This window comes from Sphingomonas sp. SKA58, from assembly GCF_000153545.1.
In the GTDB taxonomy this organism is placed as follows: Bacteria; Pseudomonadota; Alphaproteobacteria; order Sphingomonadales; family Sphingomonadaceae; genus Sphingobium; species Sphingobium soli.
The window spans coordinates 1-16,350 of the sequence record NZ_CH959306.1 but is presented as its reverse complement, the minus strand read 5'-3'; the positions used below and the strand labels follow the sequence as shown (position 1 = coordinate 16,350).

The following is a 16,350-nucleotide window of genomic DNA, read 5'->3' as shown; positions in this document are numbered from 1 at the left end:
GCTCTAACCGCCCTTGCGAAACGGGGTTCGCTGCGCCAGCCATTGCCGGTCGCGCTGCACTTCTTCCCGTTCGGCCTCCAGAAATCCGGCCACCGCGCGCCGGAAGCTGGCATTGGGGATATAATGGGCCGACCATGTCGGTTCGGGCGCATAGCCGCGCGCCAGCTTGTGCCCGCCCTGCGCTCCGGCTTCCACCCGGGGTAGCCCGCGCGCAATGGCCACGTCGATCGCCTGATAATAGCAGAGTTCGAAATGCAGGTTGGGCACGTCCTCGACGCAGCCCCAATAGCGGCCATAAAGTGTATTGCCGCCAATCAGGTTGAGCGCACCGGCAATCGGCGCGCCATTGCGCAGCGCCAGCATCAACAACAGCCTGTCGGCCATCGTCTCGCCCAGGATCGAAAAGAAATCGCGGGTCAGATAGGGCCGCCCCCATTTGCGCGCGCCCGTATCCTGATAAAATTCCCAGAAAATATCCCAATGCGCTTCGGTCAGGTCGCCCCCGGTCAGGTGGATGATATCCAGCCCTTCCACCGCACGGCGGCGTTCCTTGCGAATATTCTTGCGCTTCTCGCTCGACAGCTCGGCCAGGAAATCATCGAAGTCGCCATAGCCGCGATTGGTCCAGTGAAACTGACTATCTTCACGGATCAGCCATCCATTCGCCTCGAACAGCGGCACCTGGTCCGGCGCGACGAAGGTGGCGTGCGCCGATGACAACCCGTTGCGTTCGACCAGCGTCTCGATCCCGGCGATGAGCCCCGGCGCCATCGCCCCATCGCGCAGCAATAGGCGCGGACCGGGTACGGGGGAAAAGGGCGCGGCAAGCTGGATCTTGGGGTAATAGCGGCCACCCGCCCGCTCCCATGCGTCGGCCCAGCCCTGGTCGAACACATATTCGCCCTGGCTGTGGCTCTTGGCATAGAGCGGCGCGGCGGCGGCCATCTGTCCATCGGCATCGTCGATCACCAGCGGCAGGGGCTGCCAGCCGCTCGCTCCCCCAACGCTTCCGGATCGTTCGAGCGCGCTCAGGAAGTGCCAGCTGACGAATGGATTGTCCGCCCCGGCGCAGGCATCCCATTGGTCCTGGGGCAACTCCGCGACACCGTTCGCGACACGCGCGATCACCTCAGCCACGGCCAAGCTCATGGATGATCTGATCGGCGTGACGCGCCGCGCGCGCCTGATCGTCCGGGGTGCGGACCGTCCAGCTCAGCACGGGCACGCCCCGGCTGCGCATCCGCGCGGTAAAGGGGGAAGGCAGATCGCGAATGTCACAGGCCAGAAAATCGGGTTTCGCCAGCCAAAGTGCAAGGGCGCGCTCGGCCCATCGGCGCATCGGCCCCTTATTCTGCTGGCTCACCACCCATCCGCGCAGTTGTCGCGGTCGCTGGAGGACAAACCAGCGGAGCACCAGCGGATTGAACGCCATGACCGCCACCGGCGCATCCGGCCATGCGTCCAGGTCCCGCGCAACCGCCGCCGCGATCTTGGCGACGCGCCAACCGTCCGTCTTGATCTCGACCAGCAGCGGCGTCATTCCGTCGCACAGCGCCAGCAAGTCCGACAGGCGCGGAACAGCGCCGCCGTCGGGCAACCGCGCTCCGTCAAGCTGCGCGCCATCCTGATCCGCGATCGGCCCCGCACGTCCCGTCATCCGCCCAAGATCGTCGTCATGAAAGACGAAGGCGACGCTGTCGCGGCTGATCCGCACATCGCATTCGATGCCATGGCCGGCGGCGATGGCGGCCCGGAACGCCGCCATGCCATTCTCGCTCGCGCCGTTTCCGTGCAGCCCGCGATGGGCAAAGGGCCGTGCGGTCAGGACATCCGTGTCAGGCCGGCCGGACAAGGACGATCGCGTCGATTTCGACCACCGCGCCCAGCGGCAGCACGGGCACGCCCACGGCGCTGCGCGCATGTTTGCCCGCGTCGCCAAAGACATCGACCATCAGTTCCGACGCACCGTTGGCGACCTTTGGCTGGTCGGTAAAGTCGGGCGCGCTGCTGATGAAGGCGCCCAGCTTGACGATGCGCTCCACCCGGTCGAGCGAACCCAGCGCCGCCTTCATCTGGGCGATAAGGTTGAGGCCGCAGACTCGCGCGGCGGCAACGCCATAGTCCAGGTCGCGGTCCTCGCCCAGCCGTCCGGTCATCAGGCCATCGGGCGCCAGCGCGATCTGGCCGCTGATGTGCAGCAGGCCATTGGCCTCCACGGTGGGGACATAGGCGGCGACCGGCGCTGCGGCCTGGGGCAAGGTGATGCCGAGTTCGGCAAGGCGGGCGTCGATGCTCATGACATGGCTCCTGTAGTAACGATATCCTTGGGGGCCGGCCCCTGCGCCAGCCTTTGCATGATCCACGCCTCGGCCGCGACCCAATCGTCGATCCGGGCATGGGCATAAGGCGCGGCGGGAACGCCGGCAGCGATTTCTGCCTCGCCGACCATGTGCAGCCGCCACACATCGGGCGCATGCGTCGCGACCGAATGATGATGTTCGGCCAGATCATCGATGAACAGCGCGATGCTGGGCTGACGATCGGCAACGATGTCGGCCAACGGCCGGCCCTTGCCGCCCTGATTCCAGTGGACCGGAAAATCCAGCCCCAATGCGGCCAGTTGCGCGATCCGCTGCTGATGGTGGCGCTCGCCGATATTGGTCAGCACCTCGATATCAGCGACGCGCGACAGGCGCAGCAGCGCGTCCACCGCGCCCGCGATCGGCGCCTGCCGGTGCATTTCAGTGTCGAAAAAGCCGACGAGCAACTGCCAGACCAGTTCGCGTTCCAGTGGCTCGCCGCTATCCTTGTGGCGCAGCGCCTCGGCAAAGCTGCGGTCATGCATATCGAAATGCACGTCATGCGTCTCGTTCAGCCAATGGCGAAAGGGGACGACCATGTGCAGCAGCACTTCGTCGCAATCGGTGATGATCAGGGGTCGCGTCATCGGATCAGTCTCTCCTGCGCCGCGATCAGCGCGGCGGGGCTGGTGTCGATCGCCTGCGCGCAGGCGATGAGGTCGGGCTCATGGTCGGCCAGGAAGCCCAGCACGGCGGCGAGCACCTGCGGCTCGCCAACGCTCGCGCGCAGCGTATCGGCATCCATACCGGTAAGCGCCAGCAACCGGTCCGCCCGCGCGCCATCCGCCAGTATCCAGCCCAGCGCCAGCAGCGCCAGCATCGCGGGGTCCTGCGCATCCGTAGCGCTGCTATCCGGCTTGCGATTCGGGCTGTCGGGTCGCATGATAGGGCCTTCTGGCGGGGAAGCGGGCGGGGCGCGCTTCACAGGTGAATTGCGGGTGACTGGTGACAAAGCGCGTGCTCGTTGTCGAGGACAACGAACTTAATCTCAAACTTTTTTGCGATCTGCTGCGCGCCCACGGCCATGACGTGCTGCCGCTGCGCGACGGGCGCGACGTGCTGCGAGAGGCGGGCGCGTTCCTGCCCGACCTGGTCATCACCGATATCCACCTGCCCCATGTCAGCGGCTTCGACCTCATCCTCTCGCTGAAAGCGGACGCCCGCCTGTCGCATGTGCCGATCATGGCCGTCACCGCCTATGCGGGCCATGGCGATGAAGACCGGATTCGCGGCGCGGGCGCGGACGCCTATGTGTCCAAGCCGATATCGGTGCTGCGCTTCGTCGAGCAGGTGAACGCCCTGCTCTGACCCGGCTGACAGCCTGTCACCGCAGCGTCACGAAGCTTTCATTTCAAAGACTTCGTTCAGAAGCCCGGCCGTCATACCGCTCTGCCAACCCCTTGCGCCATGGCGCGGCCTTTCGCCGACAGCCTGCACCACAGGGGTAGATTCATGTCTCATCTGACCGACGAGGCGCGGGCGCGCACCCGCGCCGCGCAGCCGACCATCGATTTGGGCGATAACAGCCTGGAGGCGATCGTCGCCGCCAATCCGGCGCGCCGCACCGTTCTGAAAAACGGCCTGTTTGGCCTGTCGATCCTGCCGATGCTCGGCGCGCTCGCGGCCTGCGACGATGATGACGACGACAGCAGCAGCCCGACGCCGACCCCCACTCCGACGCCCACGCCGGCCCCCAGCTACGGCATCACCTTCGCGCCGGTCGCCGCCAATATGAACGACACCGTCACCGTGCCCACCGGCTACACCGTCCAGGTGCTGCTGAAGGCCGGCGATTCGATCGAGCCCGGCACCGCTTATGCCGACGCCTATCCCACCCCCGATCAGGCCGAAAAATGGGCCGGCGGCAACCATGACGGCATGGAATATTTCGAGCTGTCGGGCACCGACGCCAACAGCGGTGGCCTGCTCGCGATCAATTTCGAATATCCCGATTTCAACATCCTGATGGATGGCGATTATGACGCCGACACGGCCACCGCCGCGCAGAAGGCGCTGGCCCTCTCGGCCGTCGGCATCGGCGTGGTCGAAGTCGCCAAGGCGTCGGATGGCAGCTGGTCGGTGAAGGCCGATTCCAAATATAACAAGCGCTACACGGGCAACAGCAGCTACAAGGCCAGCGGCCCTGCTTCGGGCCTGCTGTCTGGCACGATCAAGGGCATGCTCAACAACTGCTCGTCGGGCCGCACCCCCTGGGGCACCTACCTCACCTGCGAGGAAACCACCGACAATTATCTCGATCCCACGCAGCCGGAGGAAAATTACGGCTGGGTGGTCGAAATCGACCCTTATCAGGAACTGGCAGCCCCCACCAAGCGCACCGCGCTCGGCCGGTTCGACCATGAAAATGTCGCCTATATGGCCAATAGCGACCGCCGCGTCGCCTTCTACATGGGGCATGACGGCACCCCGGGCTGCATCTACAAATTCGTGTGCGACCGCGCCTATAGCAGCAGCGACCGCGCGGCGAACACCGACCTGCTCGACCGTGGCACGCTCTATGTCGCGCGCTTCAATGGCGATGGCACCGGCGAATGGCGCGCCCTGGTCCAGGGACAGAACGGCCTGACCGCCGGCGCGTCCGATCCGGGCAATGTCAGCCAGTTCACCACGCCGCCCGAACCCACGACGGTCGACTTCACCAACCAGGCGCAGGTGCTGATCAACACCATCTCGGCCGCGCGCGTTGCTGGCGGCACCGTCATGGACCGCCCGGAATGGATCACGGTCGCACCCGACAACAGCGCGATCTTCGTCACGCTGACCAACAATAGCAGCCGCGCGACCACCGACGCGGCCAACCCCCGGACCCGCAACCGCCACGGCCACATCATCAAGTTCAAGGAAGAAGGCGATTCGCCGCTCGCCACCACGTTCAGCTGGGAAATCTTCCTGCTGGCGGGCGACCCGGAACTGGCGGGCTTTGGCGATAATCTGGAAGGTGATATCAACGGCGACACCTTCTCCAGCCCTGATGGCATCCGCATCGACCCGCAAGGTCGTCTGTGGGTTCAGACCGATCACTCGGTTCCCGGCACGTCGGGCAAACCCAATACCAGCATCGAGGATATTTTCGGTCAAAATGCGATGTTCTACATCGACCAGGAATCCAAGAAATCGATGCGCTTCCTGGTTGGTCCGGAAGGCTGTGAGATCACCGGCCTTGCCTACACGCCCGACCTGACGAACTTCTTCATCAACATTCAGCATCCCACCGGCAACTGGCCGGTCGATGGCAAGGAACCGCGCTCGTCGACCATCGTCGTGCGCCGCAGCGACGCGACGCCGATCGGCAACTAAGCCGACCCGATAGACGTGATCAGAAGGGGCGCTTCCGCAAGGAAGCGCCCCTTTTTTTGTGACGCCCCCGTCGGCGGGACCATCATGAAACGGCAAAAGGCCCGCTCCCTTCTCAGGGCGGGCCTTTTGCATCGGAAAAACCTGCGATCAAACGCGCGGACCGTCGAGGTCCGCAGCAGCTTACTTGATCTTGGCTTCCTTGAATTCGACATGCTTGCGCACGACCGGATCATATTTGCGGAAGCTCAGCTTCTCGGTCTTGGTGCGCGGATTCTTCTTCGTCACGTAGAAGAAGCCAGTGTCAGCCGAGCTGACGAGACGGATCTTGACGGTTGCCGGCTTGGCCATGGCCCTATTCCCTGGTCGTAAAATGCGTAAAAAGAAAAGCGGCCCGTGTCGGACCGCCCCGTTTCAGCGGTGCCCCATGGGACAGATTCGGTTCGCTGTCAAGGCTGAGGCGCATCGACATACAGGCTTTACGCGGCTTTAACGGTCCCGATCCTATCATGGCAGGCCAAGGGATGGGAGTAACGAACATGCGGCATGACCCGATGATGGCGATTCAGGCGGACCTCATGCGCCGCGTCGACAGCCTGGCGGGCGAACGGGGCCATGTGTCGGCGCTGCGTCTGCATGACGAAGTCGACCAGATCCGCCATATCGCCCGCGCCTTCCACCTGGATGAGGTCGAAGGGCTGGCCGGCACGCTCGAAAGCGCCCTGTCGCTCCATGGTCTTGGTCCTGTCGTCCTCTCCTATCTCGACCGGATGCGGGAGGCCATCGGCGCGCACGCCCTGCCCCCGATGATACCCGCGCCCATGGGCGCCGCCGTCGTGCCCCTGCGCGCCTGAGGCGCGCGCCATGGACGCCCTGCTGACCGCCCTGCTCGGCTGCCTGCTGGGGGAAATCGGCGACAAGAGCCAGTTGCTCGTGCTGGCGCTCGCCACCCGCTATGACCGCAATGGCGCGGTCATTGCCGGCATCGTCGCCGCCGCGATCGCCAATGCCGCCATCTCCGCCTTCGCCGGCGCATGGATCGGCCCGATGCTGGGGGCCGACGCCCGGCTGCTCTTCCTGGCGCTGGCGACGCTGTTCCTGGGCGTCGGGTTGATGTGGCGCGTGTCGCCGCCCGACACATTGGATGGCTGGCCGACCGGCCCGTTCCTCACCACCGCGCTCGGCCTTTTCATCCTGGGCTTCGGCGACGGCCCGCAATTCCTGATCCTGGGCATCGCCACCCGCACCGCCGAGCCGTGGCTGGCGGGAATCGGGGGTGCGATCGGCGTCATTGTCGCGCTGGTGCCGGTCGTGCTGCTGCGCGCCCAACTGCTCACCATCCTGCCCGTGCGCGCCATTCGCTGGAGCGGCGCGGGCATGCTGCTGCTGATCGGCGCGGGGCTGGCGCTGGCGGCGACCGGGCTGCTCTGATCGACAATTTCGTTCAGGCTGATCGCCAGAAAAAATGGCACTAACGCGCGGAACGATCATTATATGTGCGAAACCAAATTCTGACGAACAGGAGGACTGCGCATGACCGCTGCCGATCTCAAGACACCCACCGATCTCAAGAGCAACGAAACCAAGTCCGTTGCACAGGCGCTGAACGCTGCGCTGGCGGATAGCTATGCCCTGTATCTCAAGACCAAGAATTTCCACTGGCATGTCTCTGGCCCCCATTTCCGCGACTATCATCTGATGTTCGATGAGCAGGCCACCCAGATCCTGGGCACCACCGACGCGATTGCCGAGCGTGTACGCAAGACCGGCAACACGACGCTGCGCTCGATCGGCGATATTGCGCGCCACCAGACGGTGAAGGACAATGACGCCGATTTCGTCAATCCGTCCGACATGCTGAAGGAACTGCGCGACGACAATCTCGCTCTGGTGGAAAGCTTCCGCGCGGTGAAGGAAGCCGCGACACAGGCCGGCGACAACGCCACTGAAGGCATTGTCGACGACTGGACCGATCAGGCCGAGGAGCGCGCCTGGTTCCTGTTCGAAGCCGCGCGCGGCGCGTAACGGCTCCATCCAGTCAAAAAAGCCCGCCGGACGCTGTCCGGCGGGCTTTTTCATGACGGCAAAAGGCGGATCACGCCTCCGTTACGGGCTCGATGCCGATAATCTCGATCGCATCCGCCTTGCCCGCGAAATCGACCTTCTCGCCAACCTCCGCGTCCATCATCGCGCGCGCGACCGGGGACGAAAAGCTAATCCGCCCGTCATGCGGGTCGGCCTCATCATCGCCGACGAGGACGACGCTCTTGTCCTGCCCGCTCTGGCGATAGGTCACTCGGGTGCCAAAGGCGACCACATCGCCATCGGGCGCCGGCTGCTGCTGCGCGGTCGCCAGCCGGGTGCGCCAGTAGCGCAATTCCCGCTTATGCTTCTTGGCCGCGTCCTCGTCCATGGGTCCGCTGTCCACGGCCTCCAGGTCCGCAACCTTTTCCCGCGTCAGCCGCATTCCTCGCGCCGTGACCCAGTTGGGGCCGGGGGGGATCGGAATTTCGAACGTGGGTTCCTTATGTTCATCGTCGCTCTCACGACGGAAGGCGACACTCATCAGCCTCTCCAATAATAGATTTTCAGGGTGGAAGGGCGACCCGTACCGGTCGCTCAATCCTCGTCGAACAGCCCGGCCAGCTGCTCCACCATCGTGCCGCCCAGTTGCTCGGCGTCCATGATGGTGACGGCGCGGCGATAATAGCGGGTGACATCATGGCCGATGCCGATCGCCACCAGTTGCACCGGCGACCGGTTTTCGATCCAGTCGATCACCTGCCGCAAATGCCGTTCCAGATAGGTGCCGCTATTGACAGACAGGGTACTGTCATCGACCGGCGCGCCGTCGGAAATCACCATCAGGATGCGACGCTCCTCGGGCCGCGCGATCAACCGGCCATGCGCCCATAACAGCGCTTCGCCATCGATATTTTCCTTCAGCAGCCCTTCGCGCATCATCAGGCCCAGATTCTTGCGCGCCCGCCGCCACGGATCGTCCGCCTTCTTGTAGACGATATGGCGCAGGTCATTGAGCCGGCCGGGCATCGGCGGCCGCCCGGCGGCCAGCCAGTCCTCACGTGCCTGACCGCCCTTCCACGCGCGGGTGGTAAAGCCCAATATCTCGGTCTTGACGCCGCACCGCTCCAGCGTGCGCGCCATGATGTCTGCGCTGATCGCCGCGATGCTGATCGGCCGCCCGCGCATCGAACCGGAATTGTCGATCAGCAGCGTCACGACGGTGTCGCGAAACTCCATGTCACGCTCGATCTTGTAGGATAGCGACCGGGTGGGATCGATCACGATCCGCGCCAGCCGCGCCGCGTCCAGCAGCCCTTCCTCCTGGTCGAAATCCCAGCTGCGCGACTGCTGCGCCATCAACCGGCGCTGCAACCGGTTGGCAAGCTTCGTCACCGCCCCCTGGAGGCTTACCAGTTGCTGATCCAGAAACCCGCGCAATCGCGCCAGTTCATCGTCGTCGCACAGATCTTCGGGCGCAACGATCTCATCGAACTTCGTTGTATAGGCCTGATAATCGAATCCGGGCGGCATATCGGACATGGGCCGATTGGGGCGCACGGGCATCATGCCCTCCTCGCCCATATCGTCGGCGCCTTCGTCGCTGTCGGCGTCGAAGTCGTCGCTATACTCGCTCTCGCCCTCCTCGCTCTCGCCGCCTTGGTCCTCGGCGCGCGCTTCGGCGTTCATGTCGCTGTCGCCCGACTCCTCCTCGCCGGATTCGCCCTCTTCCTGCTGGTCCTCCTGATCTTCGCCATCCTCGTCCGATTCCGGTTCTTCGGTATCGGGCGGCACATCGGCGTCGATCAGTTGCAGATGCTCCAGCATCGCGGTCGTCAGCGACTGGAAGGCGCGCTGGTCGTCGATCGCCAGCATCAGCGAATCAAGGTCGGCGCCCGCCTTGTCCTCGATCCACTGATCGACCATGGCGACGCCGGGCGCGGCGTCCTTGGGGATCGCCTGCCCGGTCAGCCGCTCGCGCACCTTGAGCGCCAGGGCGGTGGACAGCGGCACTTCGTCGGCCGAGCGCGCCCGGCGGATCGCATCCGACTTCAGCCGCAGCGCCAGCGCCTCGTTCAAATTGGCGCGCACGCCCGCCATGGATCGCGACCCGATCGCCTCGACCCGCGCCTGTTCGACCGCATCGAACACCGCGCGCGCCACCGCCTCGCCGGGCGCGAAGGACGCATGCACCTTCGCATCATGATAGCGCAGCTTGAGCGCCGACGCGTCCGCGAACCCCCGCGCCAGCGCGACCTGATCGGCCGGCAGGGCGCGCGCGGGCGTCGGCACCTTGATCGCCTTGCCAACGGCATGGGGCGTATCGGCGGTAAAGCCGACCTCGACCTCCAGGTCGCGCGCGATCGAGCGGGCCACGCCCGACAACACATCCTTGAAGGCGTCGATGGGGGACCGTTCGGTCATGATGTCAGCAAGGCCTCGCACAACATGGCGCGCGCGGCGGCATCCACCCCCAGCATCTGTTCCAGATAGGCGTCGACACCGCCATGGTCCTGCTCCAGGGTCTCGAACAGGGCGTTCAGGTAAGCCGTTTCGGCGCGCAGGATCGGCGCCACCACATCGGCCCGCTCGCGCAGCGCGCGGGTCAATCGGGACTCCGTCTGTGCCAGTCGCCATGTCCAGTCGGCATGATCGTTGGTGGCCAGATAATCCTTCAGTATCGCCGCGCGCGGCACGTTCAGCGCAGCCAGGATCAGCATGGCGCCCGCGCCCGTCCGATCCTTGCCGGCGGCGCAGTTAATCAGGATCGGCAGCCGACCAGCCAGCATCTGGGCGAACATCGCCCGATAGGCGTCGGCATGATCCGTGGCGATGGCACGGTAGACCCGCAGCATCGCCTCATGCATGTCGGCGGCCGTCGCCCTGTCCGACCGCAGCATTTCGCTCAGCACGCCACTCTGCTCGCTATAGTCGCGACAGAAATAATCGACCTCATCCCCGTGCCAGGATGTGGGTTCCTCGACCCGTTCATTGGGCCGGCGGAAATCGCAAATGGACCGGATGCCAAGCGCGCGCAGCGCATCCGCATCAGCTTGCGTCAGCAGGGCCATCGTGCCGGACCGATACAGCATGCCGGTGCGCACCTGCCGGCCGTCGCGCGTGCGATGACCGCCAAAATCCCGCAGGTTGAAGGCGCTGGCGAGCGGCAGCGCGGTCAGGGCAGCCGTAGCGTTCACGCGCCCTCCGGATCACCGACACGCGGCACGGCGATCGTCTCAATCTGCGTCTCCACCTCCGCCATCAGCTTGTGCAGCGGACATTTGGCGGCGACCGCGATCAGCTTGTCATGCTGCTCGTCGCTCATCGACCCGGTAACGGCGATGCGCGTGGTCAGCTTGTAGACGCCTTGGCGTTCCTGGCTGTTGTCGCGCACCACGCCGACATGGATATCCTCTATGGGAATGTCGTTACGCTGCGCATACCAGAGCATCGTCATCGCCTTGCACGCGCCCAGCGCCGCATCATACAGGTCATGCGGGTCCGGTCCGGCGTCATGGCCATCGGGCGCGGACATGTCCGCGACGATTTCATGCCCGCGAATGCTGATCCGGTGCGCGGTCCCGCCCTGGGGATCGATTCTCTCGACGACGATCATGCCATGCTCTCCCGATCCCATGAGGGCCGGGGCGAAGGATCAGTTCGCCCGGCTCGCAACGCTTTCCGGCAGGTCCTTGCCGAAAACGCGCTGATAATATTCCGCGACCAGCGCCCGTTCGGCCTCGTCGCATTTGTTGAGGAAGGACAGGCGGAAGGCGAAGCCGACATTCTTGAAGATCAGCGCATTCTGCGCCCAGCTGATGACGGTGCGGGGCGACATGACGGTCGAAATATCGCCGTTGATGAAGCCCTGACGCGTCAGTTCGGCGACCTTGATCATCGCCTCGACTTCCTTGCGGCCGCCTTCATGATCATATTCGCCGGACTTGGCCAGCACCACCTGCGCCTCGGTCGCGGCGGGCAGATAATTCAGGGCCACCACCAGGTTCCACCGGTCCATCTGTCCCTGGTTGATCTGCTGCGTGCCATGATAGAGGCCGGTCGTGTCACCCAGACCTACGGTATTGGCGGTGGCGAACAGGCGGAAATGCGGATTGGGACGGATCACCCTATTCTGGTCGAGCAGCGTCATCTTGCCGTCGGTTTCCAGCACGCGCTGGATCACGAACATGACGTCGGGCCGGCCCGCATCATATTCGTCGAACACCAGCGCAACCGGCCGCTGGAGCGACCAGGGAAGCAGGCCTTCCTTGAATTCGGTGACCTGCTGCCCGTCCTTGAGCACGATGGCGTCGCGCCCGACCAAGTCGATGCGGCTGATATGCGCGTCCAGGTTGATGCGGATGCACGGCCATTTCAGGCGCGCGGCGACCTGCTCGATATGGCTGGACTTGCCGGTGCCATGATAGCCCTGCACCATGACGCGCCGATTATAGGCAAAGCCGGCCAGGATCGCGAGCGTGGTGTCGGGATCGAACACATAGGCGGGGTCCAGGTCCGGCACGCGTTCGTCCGCCTGGCTGAACGCCGGAATCTTCATGTCGACGTCGATGCCGAAGATTTCGCGCGCATCCACTTCGCGGTCGGGCGCTTCCATCAGCGTTTCGGATCGCGTGTCGGGCTGGACGTTGGAAATGTCGGTCATCGGGCACATCATCTTTCTGCGAGTCACGTCCGCCCTAACCCATAGGCAAAGGGCATGTCGATAGAGTGGGGCCTCGACTGCCGTCGATCAAGCAGCCCATTGGGCCAAATTGGCTTCCTCCCCGATCAAGGCCAAACCATGGGCGATCGACGTCAGTTCCCCGCCACTCGCCAGCCGCGCCTCACCAAAGCGCGTGCCAAAGATGCGGCGGATCGCGGGGATCAGCGACGATCCGCCGGTCAGGAACACGCGGTCGATCGCGTCCGGCACGACATCGGCCTTCTTCAGCGCCGCATCCACCGTCGCCTCGATCCGCGCGATATCCGGCGCGATCCATGTCTCGAACTGCGCGCGCGACACCGGCTGCTCGATCTCCAGGCCGCCGCCAGAAAAGCGGAATGTCGCCGTCTCCTGCGATGACAGGGCGCGCTTGAGCGCGCCGACCGCATCATAAAGCGGATAGCCCAGTTCCTTCTCGATCACCGTCATCATCCGCCCGATCGCCACCGGATCGTCCGCCGCCTTTCGCAGCCGCGCCAGTTCCTCCATGGTCCGCCGGTTGCGCATCAGCGCCAGCCTCGACCAGTCGGCAAAATCCGCGAAATAGCTGCGCGGTATCTCCAGCATCTTGCCAAAGCTGCGATAGCCGCCGCCCTTGCCCAACATCGGCAGCACCAGATGATCGAGGATGCGATAATCGAACCGGTCGCCGGCAATGCCGATGCCCGTCGATCCCAGCGGCGTCGCGCGCCGCGCCGCGCCCGGCGCTTCCACCCGCACGATCGAAAAGTCGCTCGTGCCGCCGCCAAAGTCCGCCACCAATATCGTCGCCGCGCGGTCGAGGCGGCTGGCATAGCTGAACGCCGCGCCCAGCGGCTCGTGCACATAATAGATGTCGCTGCCAAATCCCGCGAACATTGCGTCATAGCGCCGCCGCGCCAGCGCCTCATCGGGCCGCGCCCCCGCATATTCGACCGGCCGGCCCACGATGATCCGCTCTGGCCGGGTATCGAGCGCGCCGCCGGCATGGGCGATCATCCGCGCCAGGAACATCTGGCCCAGTTCCTCGAACCGGAACCGCTTTTCGAACACGCTCGCGCTTTCGAAGATCGGGCTGGCTGCCACCGACTTGAAGGATTGCAGGAACCGGCTGTCCTCTGGATAGTCCATATATTCCGCGATCGCCCATGGTCCGGCCTCATGCGCCAGACCGCCCTTCGCTTCCTCGTCGTGCCAGAAACAGAGCGCAGATCGGAACACCGCGCCCGTCGCGCGCGCGCCGACGAAGTCCACCAGCTGCGACTGCCCGTCCCCGGCCAGCGCAACCACGCTGTTGGTCGTGCCGAAATCCAGGCCCAGCGCACGCGGCATCTGCTGCATCTTATGTCTCCGCGAAGAAGGAAGGGTCGGGGGCTATGGCAGCGGCCCTGCGCCCACGCAAGCGTCAGCTGAACACCGCCGCCTTGCGCAAATGGCCATAGGCCGCGATCACCGCCTGCAAGGCGCTCTCATGACTGCGGTCGCCGCCATTATGATCGGGATGGAAGCGGCGCAACAACTCGGTATAGCGGGTGCGCAGCGCCTTGCGATCGGCGTCGATCGGCAAGTCCATCACCGCCATCTGCCGGCGGTCCTCCTGCGACAGAAACTGCCCGTCCTGCCGCATCTGGCTGTCAGCCCGCGCCTTGGCGACGCGTTCCTTGAACCGCGCGCCGATGGCATCGAGCGGATCGGCAAAATCGGCCCAGCGCGGCGGCGGGCTGGTGGCATTGCTGGAAAAGGCGCGGGTTTCCCGCTCCCATCCGGCATAGGGGCGCTGGGCAGCGGCGATTTCCTCCGCGCTCATGCCGCTGAAGAAATTATAGCCCTGGTTGAAGGCCCGGACATGATCCAGGCACAGCCAGCGCCATTGCGGTCCCTCATGGCCAGAACGCTGTCCTTCGGGCACAGGCGCGCGAAACTCGCCCGGTTCGGCGCAGCCTTCCACGGCGCAGGGGCGGCCACTTTCCACGCGGCCGTGGAATCGGTTGAAACGACGATTGGAAAAGGGTTCGCTACTCAAGATCGTCCTGATGGCATGACTGACAAAGCGGACTATATAGGAAACATGACCACAGACCTCAAAGGCCCGATCGCCATTGAAATCGACGCGCGGCTGCGCGCCGCCCTGTCGCCCGAGCATCTCGCCGTCATCGACGACAGCGAAAAGCATCGCGGTCATGCTGGCCATGACGGCTCGGGCGAAAGCCATTTCACCGTCGAGATCATCGCGGAGCGCTTTACGGGCCCGAGCCGGGTCGCGCGGCAGCGGATGGTGAACGCGGCGCTGGCCGACCTGTTGCGTGACAAGGTGCATGCCCTGGCGATCAAGGCACGCGCACCCGGCGAAGCCTGACCGAGAGGACGGGAGGGCGGGCTACTGGCTTGCTGTGCTATCGCCCCCTTCCGAAACGCGCGGACGGTTAAGGCAAAAGGGCCACCAGCGATAAAGTTGGTGGCGGTGATCGCTTGAGCTTGGGGAGGTTGGAATTGGCGCTGTGGCCTTCCGCTTATGCGCCCCCTCATTTGGAGGGGGACGGCAAAGAGCCCACCAAGCTTTTGCTTGATGGGATGATTTTGCCGTTATGTTGGTTGCGGGGACAGGATTTGAACCTGTGACCTTCAGGTTATGAGCCTGACGAGCTACCGGACTGCTCCACCCCGCGGCACCAGAGGTTTGTTGTTCAGGGCGACGGAGACGCAGTCTCCGCGAGCCTGTCCTGAGCGCCTGCTGCAAGCAGGCAGTCGAAGGGGCCGACCGGCCGTCGCGCCTTATGGCGGGGAAGCCAAGGCCACGGATGTGGCCGCCGGCGCCTGAGGCCAACAAAGGACTGTGAATGGGTTTTATGTATCAAAAGCGCGAGCTTCAATGCCTGGCGACGCCCTACTCTTCCGGGGCTTGAGCCACAGTACCATCGGCGCAGTCAGGTTTCACGTCCGAGTTCGGGATGGGATCGGGTGGGTCACTGACGCTATGGTCACCAAGCAATGGAGCTGGCGCTTTTGAATTGGGTTTAATCGATGCCCGTGCGTGTGGGTAATCTGGTATCTGGCTTATGTTTTCTGACCACCATGGCAAGGACAGTTTTATCAGGACTGTCGTTGATGGTGGGGCTCTTAAGCGCGAACAGAGCAATTAGGACCGGTTAGCTCCATGCGTTACCGCACTTCCACATCCGGCCTATCAACGTGATGGTCTATCACGGCTCGATGAAATCTTATCTTGAGGGAGGCTTCCCGCTTAGATGCTTTCAGCGGTTATCCCGTCCATACATAGCTACCCTGCTGCGCCGTTGGCACGACGACAGGTACACCAGAGGTATGTTCAACCCGGTCCTCTCGTACTAGGGTCAACTCCTCTCAAATTTCGACGCCCACGGCAGATAGGGACCAAACTGTCTCGCGACGTTCTGAACCCAGCTCACGTACCACTTTAATTGGCGAACAGCCAAACCCTTGGGACCTGCTCCAGCCCCAGGATGTGATGAGCCGACATCGAGGTGCCAAACGATTCCGTCGATATGAGCTCTTGGGAATCATCAGCCTGTTATCCCCGGCGTACCTTTTATCCGTTGAGCGATGGCCCTTCCACGAGGGACCACCGGATCACTATGACCGACTTTCGTCTCTGCTCGACTTGTCAGTCTCGCAGTCAGGCGGGCTTATGCCATTGCACTCTAACAGACGGTTTCCAACCGTCCTGAGCCCACCATCGCGCGCCTCCGTTACTCTTTAGGAGGCGACCGCCCCAGTCAAACTACCCGCCACAGAGGGTCCCTGCACCGGATAACGGTGCGAGGTTAGACATCAGAAAACAACAGGGTGGTATTTCACCTATGGCTCCACGACAACTGGCGTCATCGCTTCAAAGCCTCCCACCTATGCTACACAGTTCTTTCCTAATGCCACTCTGAAGCTGCAGTAAAGGTGCACGGGGTCTTCCGTCTAACC

19 protein-coding genes, 1 tRNA gene and 2 rRNA genes are annotated in these 16,350 nt (G+C 64.0%); 6 read left to right on the top strand and 16 right to left on the bottom strand.

Annotation, left to right across the window (positions count from 1 at the left end; genetic code table 11):
• Window positions 1–3: 3 nt before the first annotated feature.
• Genes SKA58_RS00485 through SKA58_RS00465 form a run of 5 tightly spaced genes read right to left on the bottom strand, consistent with a single transcriptional unit; the run spans window position 4 to window position 3,243 of the window.
• On the bottom strand, window positions 4–1,137 hold the full coding sequence (locus tag SKA58_RS00485; RefSeq protein WP_037542373.1) for a GNAT family N-acetyltransferase: 1,134 nt from the start codon (window positions 1,135–1,137) through the stop codon (window positions 4–6).
• The gene (locus SKA58_RS00480) at window positions 1,130–1,852 is read right to left on the bottom strand and encodes a glycerophosphodiester phosphodiesterase family protein (protein ID WP_037541945.1); all 723 of its coding nucleotides are present in this window, start codon (window positions 1,850–1,852) and stop codon (window positions 1,130–1,132) included. The genes SKA58_RS00485 and SKA58_RS00480 overlap by 8 nt, the downstream gene beginning before the upstream one ends.
• On the bottom strand, window positions 1,836–2,297 hold the full coding sequence (locus tag SKA58_RS00475; protein ID WP_009820360.1) for a RidA family protein: 462 nt from the start codon (window positions 2,295–2,297) through the stop codon (window positions 1,836–1,838). Before SKA58_RS00475 ends, SKA58_RS00480 begins: the two co-directional genes overlap by 17 nt.
• Window positions 2,294–2,947, bottom strand: a complete 654-nt coding sequence (locus SKA58_RS00470; RefSeq protein ID WP_009820359.1) for a hypothetical protein — start codon at window positions 2,945–2,947, stop codon at window positions 2,294–2,296. The genes SKA58_RS00475 and SKA58_RS00470 overlap by 4 nt, the downstream gene beginning before the upstream one ends.
• Window positions 2,944–3,243: a DUF3572 domain-containing protein gene (locus SKA58_RS00465; protein ID WP_009820358.1), complete on the bottom strand. Its 300-nt coding sequence runs from the start codon at window positions 3,241–3,243 to the stop codon at window positions 2,944–2,946. The genes SKA58_RS00470 and SKA58_RS00465 overlap by 4 nt, the downstream gene beginning before the upstream one ends.
• Window positions 3,244–3,305: 62 nt before the next feature.
• Between SKA58_RS00465 and SKA58_RS00460 the strand changes: the two genes are divergently transcribed.
• Together SKA58_RS00460 and SKA58_RS00455 are read left to right on the top strand one after the other, a co-directional pair.
• Window positions 3,306–3,668: a response regulator gene (locus tag SKA58_RS00460; protein WP_009820357.1), complete on the top strand. Its 363-nt coding sequence runs from the start codon at window positions 3,306–3,308 to the stop codon at window positions 3,666–3,668.
• A gap of 144 nt (window positions 3,669–3,812) precedes the next feature.
• On the top strand, window positions 3,813–5,678 hold the full coding sequence (locus SKA58_RS00455; protein WP_009820356.1) for a PhoX family protein: 1,866 nt from the start codon (window positions 3,813–3,815) through the stop codon (window positions 5,676–5,678).
• 180 nt (window positions 5,679–5,858) lie between these two features.
• Here the strand turns inward: SKA58_RS00455 and rpmG are convergent, their stop codons facing one another.
• Entirely contained in the window at window positions 5,859–6,026 is a 168-nt protein-coding gene (gene rpmG, locus SKA58_RS00450) for a 50S ribosomal protein L33 (RefSeq protein WP_007687342.1), read from the bottom strand.
• A gap of 188 nt (window positions 6,027–6,214) precedes the next feature.
• Here rpmG and SKA58_RS00445 point away from each other — a divergent pair, with 188 nt between their 5' ends.
• The 3 genes from SKA58_RS00445 to SKA58_RS00435 all read left to right on the top strand — a co-directional run bounded on the left by SKA58_RS00445 (window position 6,215) and on the right by SKA58_RS00435 (window position 7,700).
• Complete coding sequence (locus SKA58_RS00445; protein WP_009820355.1) at window positions 6,215–6,529, top strand: hypothetical protein; 315 nt, start codon at window positions 6,215–6,217, stop codon at window positions 6,527–6,529.
• 10 nt (window positions 6,530–6,539) lie between these two features.
• Window positions 6,540–7,106, top strand: a complete 567-nt coding sequence (locus SKA58_RS00440; protein WP_009820354.1) for a TMEM165/GDT1 family protein — start codon at window positions 6,540–6,542, stop codon at window positions 7,104–7,106.
• 102 nt (window positions 7,107–7,208) lie between these two features.
• On the top strand, window positions 7,209–7,700 hold the full coding sequence (locus tag SKA58_RS00435; protein ID WP_009820353.1) for a Dps family protein: 492 nt from the start codon (window positions 7,209–7,211) through the stop codon (window positions 7,698–7,700).
• Between the two features lie 70 nt (window positions 7,701–7,770).
• On the opposite strand, the gene SKA58_RS00430 is transcribed toward SKA58_RS00435, so the two are convergent.
• The 7 genes from SKA58_RS00430 to SKA58_RS00400 all read right to left on the bottom strand — a co-directional run bounded on the left by SKA58_RS00430 (window position 7,771) and on the right by SKA58_RS00400 (window position 14,422).
• Window positions 7,771–8,241: a GreA/GreB family elongation factor gene (locus tag SKA58_RS00430; RefSeq protein ID WP_009820352.1), complete on the bottom strand. Its 471-nt coding sequence runs from the start codon at window positions 8,239–8,241 to the stop codon at window positions 7,771–7,773.
• Window positions 8,242–8,294: 53 nt separating this feature from the next.
• A complete protein-coding gene (cobT, locus tag SKA58_RS00425; RefSeq protein WP_009820351.1) occupies window positions 8,295–10,121 on the bottom strand; it encodes a cobaltochelatase subunit CobT in 1,827 nt (608 codons plus the stop codon).
• Entirely contained in the window at window positions 10,118–10,894 is a 777-nt protein-coding gene (locus SKA58_RS00420) for a tyrosine-protein phosphatase (protein WP_009820350.1), read from the bottom strand. Before SKA58_RS00420 ends, cobT begins: the two co-directional genes overlap by 4 nt.
• Window positions 10,891–11,313: an OsmC family protein gene (locus SKA58_RS00415; protein WP_009820349.1), complete on the bottom strand. Its 423-nt coding sequence runs from the start codon at window positions 11,311–11,313 to the stop codon at window positions 10,891–10,893. Before SKA58_RS00415 ends, SKA58_RS00420 begins: the two co-directional genes overlap by 4 nt.
• A 39-nt stretch (window positions 11,314–11,352) precedes the next feature.
• Window positions 11,353–12,360: a cobaltochelatase subunit CobS gene (gene cobS, locus SKA58_RS00410; protein ID WP_009820348.1), complete on the bottom strand. Its 1,008-nt coding sequence runs from the start codon at window positions 12,358–12,360 to the stop codon at window positions 11,353–11,355.
• A gap of 87 nt (window positions 12,361–12,447) precedes the next feature.
• Window positions 12,448–13,740 (bottom strand): Hsp70 family protein, encoded by a 1,293-nt coding sequence (locus SKA58_RS00405; protein WP_009820347.1) that lies wholly within the window; start codon window positions 13,738–13,740, stop codon window positions 12,448–12,450.
• A gap of 64 nt (window positions 13,741–13,804) precedes the next feature.
• Window positions 13,805–14,422, bottom strand: a complete 618-nt coding sequence (locus tag SKA58_RS00400) for a J domain-containing protein (RefSeq protein WP_037541938.1) — start codon at window positions 14,420–14,422, stop codon at window positions 13,805–13,807.
• A gap of 45 nt (window positions 14,423–14,467) precedes the next feature.
• Between SKA58_RS00400 and SKA58_RS00395 the strand changes: the two genes are divergently transcribed.
• Window positions 14,468–14,755, top strand: a complete 288-nt coding sequence (locus SKA58_RS00395; protein WP_037541937.1) for a BolA family protein — start codon at window positions 14,468–14,470, stop codon at window positions 14,753–14,755.
• Window positions 14,756–14,988: 233 nt separating this feature from the next.
• On the opposite strand, the gene SKA58_RS00390 is transcribed toward SKA58_RS00395, so the two are convergent.
• The 3 genes from SKA58_RS00390 to SKA58_RS00380 all read right to left on the bottom strand — a co-directional run.
• A tRNA-Met gene (locus SKA58_RS00390) sits at window positions 14,989–15,065 on the bottom strand.
• 205 nt (window positions 15,066–15,270) lie between these two features.
• Window positions 15,271–15,385, bottom strand: a 5S ribosomal RNA gene (rrf, locus tag SKA58_RS00385).
• 131 nt (window positions 15,386–15,516) lie between these two features.
• A 23S ribosomal RNA gene (locus SKA58_RS00380) occupies window positions 15,517–16,350 on the bottom strand; the annotation flags it as partial.

Coding starts and splice junctions, on each gene's coding strand:
- SKA58_RS00475 (WP_009820360.1), bottom strand. CDS start 2,297: ATGAGCATCGACGCCCGCCTTGCCGAACTCGGCATCACCTTGCCCCAG.
- SKA58_RS00470 (WP_009820359.1), bottom strand. CDS start 2,947: ATGACGCGACCCCTGATCATCACCGATTGCGACGAAGTGCTGCTGCAC.
- SKA58_RS00465 (WP_009820358.1), bottom strand. CDS start 3,243: ATGCGACCCGACAGCCCGAATCGCAAGCCGGATAGCAGCGCTACGGAT.
- SKA58_RS00455 (WP_009820356.1), top strand. CDS start 3,813: ATGTCTCATCTGACCGACGAGGCGCGGGCGCGCACCCGCGCCGCGCAG.
- rpmG (WP_007687342.1), bottom strand. CDS start 6,026: ATGGCCAAGCCGGCAACCGTCAAGATCCGTCTCGTCAGCTCGGCTGAC.
- SKA58_RS00445 (WP_009820355.1), top strand. CDS start 6,215: ATGCGGCATGACCCGATGATGGCGATTCAGGCGGACCTCATGCGCCGC.
- SKA58_RS00440 (WP_009820354.1), top strand. CDS start 6,540: ATGGACGCCCTGCTGACCGCCCTGCTCGGCTGCCTGCTGGGGGAAATC.
- SKA58_RS00435 (WP_009820353.1), top strand. CDS start 7,209: ATGACCGCTGCCGATCTCAAGACACCCACCGATCTCAAGAGCAACGAA.
- SKA58_RS00430 (WP_009820352.1), bottom strand. CDS start 8,241: ATGAGTGTCGCCTTCCGTCGTGAGAGCGACGATGAACATAAGGAACCC.
- cobT (WP_009820351.1), bottom strand. CDS start 10,121: ATGACCGAACGGTCCCCCATCGACGCCTTCAAGGATGTGTTGTCGGGC.
- SKA58_RS00415 (WP_009820349.1), bottom strand. CDS start 11,313: ATGATCGTCGTCGAGAGAATCGATCCCCAGGGCGGGACCGCGCACCGG.
- cobS (WP_009820348.1), bottom strand. CDS start 12,360: ATGACCGACATTTCCAACGTCCAGCCCGACACGCGATCCGAAACGCTG.
- SKA58_RS00405 (WP_009820347.1), bottom strand. CDS start 13,740: ATGCAGCAGATGCCGCGTGCGCTGGGCCTGGATTTCGGCACGACCAAC.
- SKA58_RS00395 (WP_037541937.1), top strand. CDS start 14,468: ATGACCACAGACCTCAAAGGCCCGATCGCCATTGAAATCGACGCGCGG.